The 14,020-nt window shown below is 66.9% G+C and carries 11 protein-coding genes and 1 pseudogene; 8 read left to right on the top strand and 4 right to left on the bottom strand.

The genetic code is table 11. The annotated features are described in order from the left end of the window. Nucleotides 1–4 precede the first annotated feature (4 nt). The 4 genes and pseudogenes from AB0C20_RS02930 to AB0C20_RS02915 all read left to right on the top strand — a co-directional run. A pseudogene (locus AB0C20_RS02930) lies at nt 5–365 on the top strand (cupin domain-containing protein); the annotation flags it as partial. Nucleotides 366–760: 395 nt separating this feature from the next. Next, entirely contained in the window at nt 761–1,468 is a 708-nt protein-coding gene (locus AB0C20_RS02925) for an SDR family oxidoreductase (protein ID WP_357177884.1), read from the top strand. Nucleotides 1,469–1,956: 488 nt separating this feature from the next. After that, complete coding sequence (locus AB0C20_RS02920) at nt 1,957–3,966, top strand: hypothetical protein (RefSeq protein ID WP_357567134.1); 2,010 nt, start codon at nt 1,957–1,959, stop codon at nt 3,964–3,966. A gap of 31 nt (nt 3,967–3,997) precedes the next feature. Continuing rightward, the gene (locus AB0C20_RS02915) at nt 3,998–4,393 is read left to right on the top strand and encodes a hypothetical protein (protein ID WP_357177890.1); all 396 of its coding nucleotides are present in this window, start codon (nt 3,998–4,000) and stop codon (nt 4,391–4,393) included. Nucleotides 4,394–4,909: 516 nt separating this feature from the next. Here the strand turns inward: AB0C20_RS02915 and sigJ are convergent. From sigJ to AB0C20_RS02900, 3 genes are all read right to left on the bottom strand, one after another. Next, nucleotides 4,910–5,878, bottom strand: coding sequence for an RNA polymerase sigma factor SigJ (sigJ, locus tag AB0C20_RS02910; protein ID WP_357567132.1), 969 nt, complete (start codon nt 5,876–5,878; stop codon nt 4,910–4,912). Nucleotides 5,879–5,959: 81 nt separating this feature from the next. After that, entirely contained in the window at nt 5,960–6,694 is a 735-nt protein-coding gene (locus tag AB0C20_RS02905) for an NmrA family NAD(P)-binding protein (RefSeq protein ID WP_357177896.1), read from the bottom strand. 236 nt (nt 6,695–6,930) lie between these two features. Next, entirely contained in the window at nt 6,931–7,509 is a 579-nt protein-coding gene (locus AB0C20_RS02900) for a TetR/AcrR family transcriptional regulator (protein ID WP_357178260.1), read from the bottom strand. Nucleotides 7,510–7,665: 156 nt separating this feature from the next. Here AB0C20_RS02900 and AB0C20_RS02895 point away from each other — a divergent pair, with 156 nt between their 5' ends. Both AB0C20_RS02895 and AB0C20_RS02890 read left to right on the top strand, forming a co-directional pair. After that, nucleotides 7,666–8,685 (top strand): aldo/keto reductase, encoded by a 1,020-nt coding sequence (locus tag AB0C20_RS02895; RefSeq protein ID WP_357177899.1) that lies wholly within the window; start codon nt 7,666–7,668, stop codon nt 8,683–8,685. Nucleotides 8,686–9,207: 522 nt separating this feature from the next. Then, nucleotides 9,208–11,418 carry a hypothetical protein gene (locus tag AB0C20_RS02890; RefSeq protein WP_357567130.1) on the top strand — a complete coding sequence of 737 codons (2,211 nt, stop codon included), beginning with the start codon at nt 9,208–9,210 and terminating at the stop codon, nt 11,416–11,418. A 478-nt stretch (nt 11,419–11,896) separates the two neighbouring features. Here AB0C20_RS02890 and AB0C20_RS02885 read toward each other — a convergent pair whose 3' ends face one another. Next, a complete protein-coding gene (locus tag AB0C20_RS02885; RefSeq protein ID WP_357177908.1) occupies nt 11,897–12,301 on the bottom strand; it encodes an MFS transporter in 405 nt (134 codons plus the stop codon). A gap of 66 nt (nt 12,302–12,367) precedes the next feature. Between AB0C20_RS02885 and AB0C20_RS02880 the strand changes: the two genes are divergently transcribed. Both AB0C20_RS02880 and AB0C20_RS02875 read left to right on the top strand, forming a co-directional pair. After that, the gene (locus AB0C20_RS02880) at nt 12,368–13,264 is read left to right on the top strand and encodes an ABC transporter ATP-binding protein (RefSeq protein WP_357177911.1); all 897 of its coding nucleotides are present in this window, start codon (nt 12,368–12,370) and stop codon (nt 13,262–13,264) included. After that, nucleotides 13,261–14,010: an ABC transporter permease gene (locus AB0C20_RS02875; protein WP_357177915.1), complete on the top strand. Its 750-nt coding sequence runs from the start codon at nt 13,261–13,263 to the stop codon at nt 14,008–14,010. The genes AB0C20_RS02880 and AB0C20_RS02875 overlap by 4 nt, the downstream gene beginning before the upstream one ends. Nucleotides 14,011–14,020 lie beyond the last annotated feature (10 nt).

Below are 14,020 nucleotides of genomic sequence, written 5' to 3'. Positions count from 1 at the left end.
CGCCAACCTCCGTCCGGTCAGGCGCGACGGGGCGACCCTGCTGCCGCTCACGCGCCGACCGGGCGGCATCCAGGCCTTCAAGATCGTGATTGCGGCAGGCGGATCGGACACGCCGGACCTCCGCACACACGAGGGTTACGAGTGGCTCTACGTCCTCAACGGGCGCTTACGCCTCATGCTTGGCAGTCACGACCTCGTCCTCCTTCCCGGCGAGGCCGCCGAGTTCGACACCCGTACCCCCCCACTGGTTCGGGACACTCGACGGTGAAGGGGCCGAGTTCCTCAGCCTGTTCGGCCAGCAGGGTGAGCAGGTCCACTTCCGCGCGAGGCCGAAGACGCTACGACACGAGGGCAGCGCCGGCTAGCGGATGATGGCCGGCTTCCGGCCGCGACATGCCGCCGTGGCGTTAGACGACTCGAGACGCCGGCCGGTGCCAGCCATCCCGCAGCTCAGGACATGCACGTGGGCCATAAGATCCACATCTATGGTCCGCACCACACCTCCGCGCTGTGACGGACTTCAACACATGCCCTAGATCTGGGCACCGCTCCAGTGCAGATCGCCGTCGGGCCACCGGTCGAACGGCCGGTCATCGGCAGCGCGATCCCTTCGTGCGCCGGGAGCTCGGCTGGGTCGCGCTTCCCCGCTGCACCGTCGACGGTCGCGGATCTCAATCATCAGCTCTTGATCAGTTCGCGAGCGTGATTCACCTCGCACATGTTTGCCCCTGACGTCAACGTGAGGTTTTAGCGTGGCGATATGCAAATCAACGGCTCAACAGCTCTCGTGACCGGAGCCAACCGCGGCCTCGGCAAGGCCTTCGCCGAGGCCCTTCTCGCCCGGGGCGCCACCGTCTATGCGACCGCCCGTCGCCTGGAAAGCATCGACATCCCCGGCGCCGTCGCGCTTCAGCTGGACATCACGGATCCCGCGTCTATCGAGGCCGCCGCAGGCAAGGTGGGCGACCTCGACATCCTCATCAACAACGCCGGCACCTCCACCGAAGCCCCGCTGCTCGGCCCCTCCACGGAGAACATCCGCCGCGACCTCGACACCAACTTCTGGGGCACTCTCAACGTCACCCGCGCCTTCGCGCCCAGGCTGGCCGGTGGGGCCATCCTCAACGTCATCTCGGCGCTGAGCTGGTACACCTTCAGCCCCGGCAGCAACGGCTACGCCGCCTCCAAGGCCGCGGAGTGGTCCCTGACGAACGGCATCCGGCTTGAGTTGGCCGACCAGAAGACTCTGGTCACCGCCCTGGCGCTGGCGATCGCCGACACGGACATGATGGCTGGCGTCGACATCCCCAAGCTCGCGCCCCACGTGGTGGTCGCCCAGGCCCTCGACGGACTGGAGGCAGGCAAGATCGAAGTCATCGCTGACCAGCCCACCGCCAACGTCAAGGCCTCCCTCTCCCGCGATCCCGCCGACTTCTACGCCGACATCACCGGCAACCTCTTCGCCTGACTTCACCGGTAGTCCGCCTGCCGAAGTAAGCGGCTTGGTCAACGGGCGTACGCCCGGCGGGCGGCCCGGATTCTCATGAAGCCGGGCCTCCGCCTGACCGCCGCAGGGGTGCGGACGTCGAGCGAAGCCCTGAAGATCGTGATCGACTTCGTGGTCTTGAAGCTGGCGCCTCCAAGGTGCGACCGAGGGCTCCGGGAGGTCACTGGTCCGCTGGGGTGTCCGGGCGTCGCGATCACGTCGACCGCGGCCATGGTGATCGCGCTCGCGGACAGGTTCTCGTCCAAGGGACGTCTCGTAATGGCTGCGCCGCCGCCGGGGCCACGATCGCCGTGCATGACCGCCGGCGCCCGGTCCCCACCGCCGTACGCGCTCCGGTCGACTTACCGCCGGCCACCGGCGCCGGCCCGTGACCGTGCGGACAGCCGTAAACGCGCTTCTCCGATTGGCGTTCGCTGCGTAGCATCTCCGACGATCAAGGGGGATGAACGGTGGGCGATTTCCAGCAGTTCACGACGGATGTGACTTCGCGTCTGTCCACGATGTCCCGCGGCGAGTTGTACGCCGTCGGCGACGGTCTCGACCGGGACTCGCTCTGGCTCACCTTTCTCGACTCCTTTCCCACCGGCACCAATCTGCGGTTCCGTGAGCGATCCGAGTACGACTGCTCGACCTGCCGCGGTTTCATCAAGCACTTCGGCAACGTCGTCGAGATCCACGACGGGCGGGTCCGTACCGTCTGGTCCGGGGTGTCGGCATCCGACCCGGTCTTCTCCGTCGTCGCCGCCGCTCTGGACGAGTTCGTTCTTTCGCTGCCGTTGTCCACCATCTTCCGGTCCACCCAGGCGCAGTACGGGACGAAGACCACCCGAACGTTGCGCGACGGCCAGGTCGAGGTGTGGCACCACCTGCACGGCCGGGTGGAAGAGCGGCATCGCAGCGAGGACGTCGGCGCGGCACAGGGCAACTTTGACGCCGCGGTGCAGGTCTTCCAGCGTGGCCTGGCCGAGCTGACCCGGCACGCTCTGGACACCGTCGTCGACCTCGTCGACGACAACGCCCTCTACCGCGGCGCGGAGCATCGTCGGGCGGTGACCGAGTTCCGCTCACTGCAGAACTGGTGGACCCAGGCGACCGACCAACGTGCCTTCGTCTTCGCCAACGCCATGAACCCGGCGGCCCGGCTCCGCAACACGGTGATCGGCACCCTGGTTCAGGATCTCTCCGCGGGTGTCGACCTGGAGCAGGCGGTCCGGTCGTTCGAGGCGAAGGTGGCGCCGCAGAATTACCAGCGCCCCACGGCGTTGATTACTCCGGGCATGGTCAAGGCCGCCATGAGGACCATTGCCGAGCTGGGCATCGAGGAGTCGTTGCAGCGACGGTTCGCCCGGCTGTCCGACGTGTCGGTCACCAATGTGCTGTGGGTCGACAACGACACCCAGGCGCGGATGAAGGACGGCATCGAAGGGCTGCTCATGCAGGCGGCCACCATCCGGTCGTCGGGTGCGCTCCTTCGCGGCGCCAAGCCGGAGGAGGTTCCCGTGGTCTCCTTCATGAAGGACATCCTGCCCGGCGCCGCCACCATCGACCTGTGGGTCGCCAACACCTACGAGCCGCACCTCGTCAGCCTCACCACCGGCCGGAACCCGGCTGCTCCGCGGTTGTTCAAGTGGGACAACGATTTCGGCTGGTCGTACGGCGGCAACGTCACCGACTCGATCAGGGAGAAGGTAAAGCGGGCCGGCGGCAACGTCACCGGCAAGCTGCGGGTGAGCCTGTCCTGGTTCAACCACGACGACCTAGACCTGCACGTGTACGAACCCAACGGCGACCACATCTGGTACCAGGAGAAGCGCAACAAGCTGGACGTCGACATGAACGCCAGCGGGACGCTCTCCCGCGAGCCGGTGGAGAACATCACCTGGACCGACCGTGTCTCCGACGGTGAGTACCGGATCGAGGTGAACCAGTACCGCAAGCGGGACAGCGCCCAGGTCGGCTTCGTGATCGAGACCGAGAGCGACGGGAAGATCGAGCATTACAGCCACGAGCGCGCGGTCGGCCACAAGGAGACCGTCGAGGTGGGCCGGATGACGGTTGCCGACGGGGTGATCACCGCCTTCCGGCCGGGTAAGGACGTGCATCCGGGCAGTGCGGGCAAGGAGTTGTGGGGCATCACCACCGAACAGTTCGTACCGGTGTCCACCATCATGTACTCGCCGAACTACTTCGATGACAACGAGGTCGGCAACCGGCACTACTTCTTCATCCTCAAGGGGTGCGTCAACGACCAGCCGACGCGGGGGATCTACAACGAGTTCCTCCGCAGCGATCTGCAACCGCACCGCAAGGTGTTCGAGGTTCTCGGCGACCGCACCAAGTGCGAGCCGTCTCCGGATCAGCTGTCCGGCCTCGGCTTCAGCTCCACGGTCCGCAGCTCTGTGGTCGCCAAGGCGACCATGACCGGCGGCCGGCGCCGCCTCATCAGCATCCAGTTCTGATTCCTTAACCAGATATTCCGGAGAGGCTACCGTGACCATTTTTGAGAAGGCCACACGGGAGAAGTTCCGCTATCCGTCGGCCAAGGGACTGCTGACCACGGAACAGCTGTGGGAGCTTCCGCTGACCGCCAAATCCGGCTTCAGCCTCGATGATGTGGCCAAGGCGGTCAACGCCGAGCTCAAGGCCGTCGACACCGAGTCGTTCGTGGCCACCGAGGCCAATCCGGCCAAGGCAACCTTGGAAGCCAAGCTGGAGGTCGTCAAGCACGTCATCGCCGTCCGCCTCATGGAGGACCAGGCGGCGAAGGCGGCGGCGGCCAAGAAGCTGGAGAAGGAGAAGCTGCTGGCGGTCCTGGGCCGTAAGCAGGACGCGGTCCTGGAAAACCTGACCGAGGCAGACCTACTGGCCCGGATCAACAACCTGTAGCCCGCCGACAATCAGCGTCTGCCAGCGGGCCGGCACATCGCCGAGAAGTACGGTCGCCATGCAAGACCTGTGCGGCCAGGCCGGCGCTCACGCGCGCGGGTGGGTGACCGCGGTTCGGGTCGAGTTTCCGGAGGGAGGATCCGCTTTCGTCGGCGAGTCGTTGTAGCAGCCGTTCGGTTGCGGCGCGCACTTCGGTGGCGACACCGAGCGGGGTCTCGACCGGCGCACAGGACATCGACCCAGATCTGACCCGATCCCCCCTCGCCCGCCAGCATCGTGATCGGGAACTCCGATTCGGGCCCGAGCCGCTGATAGCGGAAGCGGTTCAGGGTGACGCCCCAGAGCTGGGCGTCGGATCGTGCACACCCAGCCGCTGCCCAACCCGGCGGCACACGGCATCACCATCCCACCGGCGACAACCCCACCCACGACCCTCGCCGCCCTTCGGGACCGGGTCCAGGCACAGACCGGCGAGGACAACAAGATCAAAACAACGTGTTAATGATCTGCAATCTCTTAGTCGAGTGACCAATTCCTCAATTTCAGCGGATTAAGCATCAGCCACACGTTCGTGACACATTCGGCACTGACGTCGAAGGTGGCCATCCCATATCGCCGCTCCTCGTTTCTAAGTATGTATCCGAGGCCGTCAGCCGTGTCTCGTCGCTCAAAACGGAGAGCGGGTTGCTTACGCATCACTCCCATGAGCCACCGCGCCACATGATCCGAACCGCGAATAACCTGAGGTGCGGCATTGACGAATCCGCCGCCATCTACTCGCAGTTCGACATCTGGGGCCAATACGCGCAACAGGTCTTCAATATTCCCTCCAACCGTTGCGTCGCGGAATGCCCGAACAACTTCATCATGCTGTTGAGGAGAAACTTGTGCCCGCCTTCCTCCTCGAACGTGCCGACGTGCGGACGTCGCCAATTGCCGTACGGCTCCTGGTGAACGGCCTACAACACTAGCAATCTCGCCAAACGGCACGCCGAATACATCATGAAGTACGAACGTCACTCGCTCCGCCGGGGTCATAGACTCGAGGACCGTCAACAAAGCCATACTGACCGTATCATCGAGGGAAACGCGATCGAGCGGATCGGCGGCGATATGGCTGGAACTCGTTGGCTCCTTCGCTGTGTCCGCGAAGAGGTCAGATGGGACTGGCTCCGGTAGCCATTGTCCGACGTACGTCTCCCGTCGTGCCCGCGCGGAGCCCAGCATGTCGAGTGAGATACGGCTCGCAACTCGCATCAACCACGCAGCGGGCGTGGCAATCGCTTCGCGTTCCTCGACCTCAAGGCGATACCATCTGACGTACGTCTCTTGCACAACATCTTCAGCATCGGCCAGAGTGCCCATCATACGAAACGCCAGCGACATCAAACGACGTCGCTCGGCCGCGACGGAATCGAGAATCTGCGATTCATCGCGCTCGACTCCTCCAAACCCTACGGATTCGGCAGGAGAATCGTCCGACATTGGGCACCCTTTCCGGTCCAAGCGCGGCATGCCTCACTATCACCCGACAGTCGAGCGTTCCATCGTCCTCCTATTTTGGTTTCAGGCGAGGGGGATTCCTGAAATGGGGTACCTCACAGTGCCTACCCGGTGAGCGCCACGTGGAACCATGGCATCGGTTGCCCCTTCCGCGTCCACGGTCACAACCTCGCGGTCGTCTTCGCGATCAGCCAGCGTGGCACGGAAAAGGTCATCGTGGTAGTAGCGGTCGGGTCCAGCGATCTCGACCTCGCTTCCCGGCTCCAAAGTCGTGGCAGCCTCGGCGAGCAGCTCGATGACCTCGTCCAGCTCGACGGGCTGGATGAACGATCTGGGAGCGAAAACCTTTCCGTCCACGGTGTGTTGGTCAATGAGGATGGGAATGTAGCTCTGGAACTGAGTGGCTCGGATGATGGTTGCGGGGATCGAACCGGATCGTGCGGCCTTCTCCTGCGCTACCTTTCCGAGGTAGTACCCAATCTCAGACGCGTCTCCTTGTCCGACGCCGACGATGGAGAGCAGGACGTGATGACGCACACCTGCCCGCTTGCCCTCCGCATTCAGATTGTTGATCGCTTCCTCGAAGAACGAAATGGCCCCCTCCGCATCAAAACGGGGGGTGTTCAGGACGTTCACGATGGTGTCGACTCCGACGAGGGCCTCGGCGAGCCCCTCACCAGAGATCACGTCGATCCCGTCGTCAAGTCCTCCCGAGACCACCTCGATGCCCCTGGCCTCCAGCTTGTCGGCAAGGGGGGAGCCGACACGGCCGCGCCCACCAGCGATGAAAACCTTCATTTCTCACTCCGTTCCGGGCCACCGGTCGCCGCCCTCACCAATATGACGACGCAGGCCAGGAAAATGTCAGGCTCCGAGAGATCTTTGCTCAGAACCCCTCAGCCGCTGCTTGATATGGGTAGATCGCGGGATGCCCGCAGACCGGCGATCGGGACGTGGCGCTGGGGAGTCGCTCGCCCACAAGGCGAGGATCCGCAACGACCACCGGACGCCCGGTGAACGTTGTGGACACCGCACTAGCGGACGCGAAGCCCGGCCACCAGGAGGTCGACCAGGCGGCGTGCGTCGTAACGGGGGTCGTTGCCCGCGCCGATGCAGAGATTGCCGACGCCGCGCAGCAGCCCGTAGGCGTCCAGGTCGGGGCGGATCTCGGCGGCGGTGACGGCGGCCTCGAGGAGCTGGTCGCAGACCGGGACGAGCCGGTCGAGGAAGTAGGAGTGCAGGGTCTGGAAGGCGGCGTCGTCGGACTGCAGAGCTGCGGCAAGACCGTGCTTGGTGACCAGGAAGTCGACGAACAGGTCGATCCACTGCGCCAGGGCAGCGTACGGCGTGCCGCTCTCGGCCAGTAGGGCCGGCCCCGCCTCGGCGCACGCCTCAATCTGGTGCCGGTAGACGGCGACGATGAGGTCGGCCCGGCTGGGGAAATGGCGGTAGATCGTGCCCACGCCGACGCCCGCCCGTACGGCGATGTCCCGCACGGGGACGTCGACGCCGGAGGTGACGAACGCCGCAGCGGCAGCGTCGAGCAGGGCCTTCTCGTTGCGCCGGGCGTCGGCCCGCTTGCGCGGGACCGGTTGCTCCACGCCGCTGTCGATGTCAGCCACGTCGCGTTACCTCCGTCACTCCACCTGGCATCCGGAACATAGTTCCGTATAGTGTTTACCGGAACGATGCTCCGCTTGCTCAGCATAATGAACCGGTCGCGCTACCACCAAACCGTGGACCGCCGGACGTCTGAAGGAGAACCAGCCATGCAGTACCGCACCTTGGGTCGCACTGGCGTGCAGGTCAGCGCTCTCGTGCTCGGCGCGATGAACTTCGGCAAGATCGGCAACACCACCCAGGAGGACGCCACCGCCATCGTCGAGGCGGCGGTCGACGCGGGGATCAACCTCATCGACACCGCCGACGCCTACAGCGGCGGCCAGTCCGAGGAGATGGTCGGCAAGGCCATCGCCAGCCGCCGCGACGACGTCGTTCTGGCCACCAAGGCGACCCTGCCAATGGGCGACGAGCGCAACCAGCGGGGCGGGTCGCGCCGCTGGCTGGTCACCGCGCTGGAGAACAGCCTGCGCCGCCTCGGTGTCGACCACGTCGACCTCTACCAGATGCACCGGTGGGATCCGACGACCAGCGACGACGAGACGCTGTCGGCGCTGACGGACCTGCAGCGCGCGGGCAAGATCCGCTACTTCGGCTCCTCGACCTTCCCCGCCTACCGCATCGTGCAGGCGCAGTGGGCCGCCCACGAGGGACGTCTGAGCCGTTACGTGACCGAGCAGCCGAACTACTCGATTCTGCAGCGTGGCATCGAGACCCACGTGCTGCCCGCGACGCAGGAGTACGGCATGGGCGTGCTCGCCTGGAGCCCGCTGGCATCGGGCTGGCTATCCGGCGCGATCCGTGCCGGCCAGGACATCAGCACGAACCGCTCGGGCTTCATGCAGCAGCGCTACGACATCAGTATCCCCGCCAACCGCGCCAAGCTCGACGCCGTCGAGCAGCTCGCCACAGTCGCCGACGAGGCTGGCCTCAGCATCATCCAACTCGCGCTCGGCTTCGTGACCGCGCACCCGGGCGTGACCAGCGCGATCATCGGCCCCCGCACGATGGACCACCTCCGCTCGCAGCTCGCCGCCGCGGACACGGTGCTCTCGGCCGACGTGCTGGACGCGATCGACGCGATCGTGGCTCCCGGCGTCGACCTCGCCGCCCACGAAAAGAACGACACCCCGCCCGCTCTGCTCGAGCCGGCGCTGCGCCGCCGCTGATCACTCGGCACGTCAGTGCCCGGGTGGCAGGCGGACGTGCGCCCGGGCTCACCCGGGACGCCATCGGCAGGGCGATCGGTGCCGGCTTCGGGCACATCGCGCTCATACTGCCGGCGCCCTACCCCGCTGGCGTCGCGCGTTGGGTCGCCGATGAGCTCATCACCCCGTCCACCGCATAGCTGCCCCGGCGGGTCGGTCTGAATTGTTCTCCGACCCGAGCGGCCGGGGTTGCGTCAGACGTGCCACTCCACCTCGTCCCCGCCGAGTCGTCGGCTGAGCGAGGGCCGATCACCTCGATGGTTGTCAGGGACTCTCGGTGGATCTTCGCGCCGGTGGTGGGTCAACGTTGCCGGGTGGTCGGCGACGGCGTCGCGTCGGTCAGCACCATCGCCGAACTTGATACCACGCCGACAGCTCAGGGTTGTTTCCCCCTTCGGGGGGTACGCCGTTCCGCCACGCGGGCGCCGCCGGATCAGCCGAGCGGGTCGTGTGCGCCGCGGACGCGCCGGGGGCCGGTACGGGATGGATCAGCGAGAGGCGGGCGGGCGCGCCGGGGATGTCGGTGTGGTGGAACTGCGGGTGCACGGGGTGTCCGCCATCGGCCCGGCTGAGCTGCTGGATCGGCCACATGTGAGACAGGTGGCGGGCGACCACCGGGGTGGCTTCTACCGGCCCGGGCCGGAATTTCACGAGGGCGGCGAGGCGGACGGAGTGACGCTCGAGGCCTACCGCTGGAACAATCTGCCGGCCGGCAACGCGGTGCGAACGCTGTCGATGGTGATCCTGTTGCCCTTCATGCTGATCAACCTCGCCATCTGGATGCGTCCGGCCGCAGCCGGCTCCGACCCGGTGATCAAGGCCCTGTGCCGGTTGCTGGCACTCACCCTGACCGGGATGTACGTGCTGAGCATCGTCGGGATCGCGCTGGACGTGATCGCCTGGAAATGCATGTCCTCACCGGAGTGCCTGGCGGGACGCAGTTGGCTCTCCTGGCTCGGAGGGCGTCCCGCCGGACTGCGTCTGGCGGTGCTCGCGCTGGTGCCGGTAGCGGCGATCGCCCTGGTGTGGAGGATCACCGCTCGCCCGGCACTGCCGGCTCACGTTCCCCGCGCGGCCAACCAGCCCCTTCCGACGCACCGACTCACCGCAGTCGGCCGATGGGACAATGAGCCGCTGGTCGGTCGACTGCGCTCGATTCATGTCGCGGCGGCGTTTGCCACGCTGGACCTCAGCCTGCTCGGTGCCCGGGCGGCACAGGGTCTGTCGATCGGCACCGTCGCGCTGGCGGCAACGTCCGGACTCTTGCTGATCATGTGTGTGGTTCTGCTCTGCACCCCACCCCTGACCACGCCCACTGAACGGCGGCTCGACCGGTTGGTCCGTGTGTTGCGCACGATCGCCCTCGGTCTGACCGTGCTGGTCTGGCTCCACATTCTGACCAGCTCCGCCTCCTGGCCGGAGCGCAACGGGCTGCCCGGCTACGAGCTGACCGTCGTCGGGCTGTTCATCGGTCAGGCGGTACTGCTGGTTGTCCTAGGGGTGGCGTTGTTCTCGCACCGGGATCGACAGCCGCATGTCGCGTTCTCGCTCAGGCTCGGCGCCCTGGCGGCCTCCGTCGCCGCGATCAATCTGGCGCTCACCTTCTCCGCGGAACTGGTCTACCGGGTGTCCGACATCCTGAACAGGGGGGCGCCGACCGCACAGGCGTCGATCAGCAGCCCACCCCACGCCTGCATCTGGGCGATCCTCGGCTTCTCACTGGCCGTGCTGGTGACACTGGCCGTCGCTGGCGTGGAATCGCTGGCGACCCGACCGGGACGGATCCGGGCCGCGTCGGCAATCGTCGCTCGTGACTTCCCAAACGCGCCTACCGATGCCACACCACGGCTGCGGCAGGTACGCAGAACCATGGCCCGTGCCCGGTTCACCGAGAAGCTGGTACCGCTCGCGGTTCTCTACACCTGCCTCGCCGGAATCGGCATCGCAGCAGTCACGCTCGGCCTGCTCCCGACGCCTCCCAGCGAACTGATCCAGCGCTACGTCGGCCTCCCCGCCGGCTTCGTCAACTTCGCCATCGGCGCCGGCAGCTACCTGATCGCCGCCCTCTTCCTCGGCCTGATCATCGGCGGAATCTTCGCCTACCGCACCCCCGGATTCCGCCGGTACGTCGGCGTGCTGTGGGACCTGGGCACCTTCTGGCCCAGAGCCGCCCACCCGTTCGCGCCACCCTGCTACGCCGAACGGGCCGTCCCCGAACTGACCTGCCGCATCACCCACCTCGTCGACTCCGGAAACACTGTGGTGCTCACCGGACACAGCCACGGCTCCGCCCTACTCGCCGCGACAGTGCTCCAACTGCCGCCACGGGTCACCGACCGGATCGCGCTGCTGACCCACGGCTCGCCGCTGCGACGTCTGTACGGCCGCCTCTTTCCCGCGTACGTCAGCGACGAGGTGATCCACGAGATCGCCAACCGGGTCGACTGGCGGTGGGTGAACCTGTGGCGAGACACCGACCCCATCGGCGGCCGTGTTTTCCCGCCTCAGCAACCCGACGCGGCACCCGGGACATTCGACCGAACGCCGTCGGTGGATCGACGGCTACGCGACCCACGGGACGTCACCGCCGCGCCCGGAGACATCTTCCCGCCACCGATCAATGGACACAGCCCCTGCGAAGCCGACCGGGTGTTCGATGAGGTCGTACGTGACCTCGCCGGACGCCTCCAGTGAGCGAGCGGGCCCCCTCCGCGTCGGTTGACGCGCGGGACGTACGACTCTCCCCACTGCCCTGGCCCACTTTCAGCTCTGGTCAGGCTCGCCGGGCAAACCGCCGGCAGCAACCGGTCGCCCGCCTCAAGGCCGCACCATTCCGGACATCTGCCGGCCGATGTAGATGACTGGAGCTCGCGCAAGTCTGGCTTTGATGGTGACCTCTGCTGAGAGCTTCAGCGAAGCTACCAGCGGTGGCAATTTGGTCCCAAGGTGCGAGTCCGGTGGACAGCAGACCGAGCCGGAATTCGTCACTGTGCAACTCGGCCGGTTGCTCAAGTGCTCGGTCTGCCAAACCGCCGTGGAGGTCCTTGGCCGGCTCGCGAAGGATTTCGAGTTCGAACAGACCTTCTCATGGGCAAACAGAGCGCCACAGCGGCTACGACGACCGCCAAGACGGCGCAGGCGAGCCAGACCGTCACGTAGCCGGCCTTACCCGTCACCGGCGTTGCGACCCCGGGCACGTGGCTCGACAGGGCCGCCATGACACGGCCGCGAAGGTGGCACCGGACAAAGCGCCTCCGACCGCCCGCGCGGTGTTGAACAAGCCGGAGCTGATGCCGGCCGCGTCCGCAGGCGCCCGAGTAACCACATACGTCGAGGGCGTGGCCAGCACCACGCCATTGCCGGCCCCGATCAGGACCTGCCAGACGACGAAGGTGGCTGCGGCGTCGTGAACCAGTGCCGTCGGCATGTACCCCGCCGCAGTCAGTACCGCCCCGAGGGCCACAGCGGTCCGGCTCCCGGCCCGTTCGGTCAGCCGAGGCGCCAGCCAGGTGCCGGCGAACACGGCGAGACCGAACGCGAGCAGCGCGAGCGATGGCCAGTAGAACCTGGGTACCAATGGCGGGCCGGAAATGCCGACCGCGGTACCACGATGGGGGCTGTGCCCGGACCTAGCGTGGTGAGCATGATTCAGGTACGCGAAGTAACCAAGCGATACGGTGCGAAGACGGTCGTCGACCGCCTGTCGTTCACCGCGAAGCCCGGACAGGTCACCGGCTTCCTCGGCCCCAACGGCGCCGGCAAGTCGACGACCATGCGGATGATCGTCGGTCTCGATGCCCCGACCTCCGGCGACGTGCTGGTCAACGGCAGGCCGTACGCGTCGTCGCAGGCGCCGCTGCGCGACATCGGCGTTCTACTCGAGGCCAAGGCCGCACACCCCGGCCGGACGGCGGTCAGCCACCTTCTGGCATTGGCTCGCACGAACGGCATCCCGCGCTCGCGCGTGGACGAGGTGCTCGACCTGGCCGGCCTCTCGGCCGTCGCCCACAAGCGGGTCGGTGCGTTCTCCCTCGGCATGGGCCAGCGGCTCGGCATCGCCGCCGCGCTGCTCGGCGACCCGGCCGTGGTGATGCTCGACGAGCCGGTCAACGGCCTCGACCCCGAGGGTGTCCTCTGGGTGCGCAACCTGCTCACCGGCCTGGCCGCCGAGGGCCGCACCGTGATGCTGTCCTCGCACCTGATGAGCGAGGTGTCGCTGATCGCGGACCACCTGGTCATCATCGGCCGGGGCAGACTGCTGGCCGACACCACAGTGGCCGACTTCGTGACAGTCGAGGGCGTCCGGATCGTCACTCCCGCGCCCGACGCGCTGCGCACGACGATTGCCGGCCCGGGCATCACGGTCACCTCGACCGGCGCCGAGGAACTGCTCGTCTCCGGCACCTCCGCCCGCGTGATCGGGCTGGCCGCGGCTGCTCGCGGCATCCCGCTGTTCGAACTCACCCCGCAGAACGCCTCCCTCGAAGAGGCGTTCATGGACCTGACCCGCGACGCTGTCGAATACGAGGCCTCCCGATGAAGATCACCCCTGGCGGCGTCGTCGCCGCCGAATGGACCAAGTTCTCCTCCCTGCGCTCCACCTGGATCACGACCGGAATCTCCGTCTTCCTCCTGATCGTCTTCGGCATGATCGCCTCGGCGTCCTTCTCCGGTGAGGGTCCGACCTCGGTCGATCTGGCCCTGTCGGGCAGCGTCCTGGCCGCCCTGTCCGTCGGTGTGCTCGGCGCGTTGCTGGGGGCGAGCGAATACACCACCGGCATGATCCGGGCGACTTTGGCCGCGGTGCCGCGCCGGTTGCCGGTGCTGTGGTCAAAGGGCCTCGTGGCCGGGGCGGCCGCCTTCGTGACGATGACCATCGGCGCCTTCGCCTCTTTCGCCGTGGGGTCGGCCGTGCTCAACGAGAAGGTCGACGGTCTGGGCCTCGGTGACGAGGGCGTCGTGCGGGCCCTGTTCGGCGCCGGCCTCTATCTGGGGCTGGTCGCGGTGCTCGGCGTCGCGCTCGGCATGATCGTCCGGTCCAGCGCCGGCGCCATCGCGATCCTGTCCGGCGCGCTGCTGGTGGTGCCCGTTCTGGCCCCGCTGCTGCCGGACTCGATCGACGATGCCGTCACCCCCTACCTGCCCAGCAACGCGGGCAGCGCCGTGATGGCACTGGCTCCCACGGACGGCACGCTGGATCCGTGGGCCGGTCTCGCGGTCTTCGCCGGGTACGTGGCCGTGACGCTCGCCGCTGCCGCCTATCGGCTCAAGAAGACCGACGCGTAAGGGAGACTCG

Origin of the sequence: Micromonospora sp. NPDC048843, assembly GCF_040649965.1 — a bacterium.
GTDB lineage: Bacteria > Actinomycetota > Actinomycetes > Mycobacteriales > Micromonosporaceae > Micromonospora > Micromonospora hortensis.
This window is presented reverse-complemented; position numbering and strand designations above follow the sequence as displayed.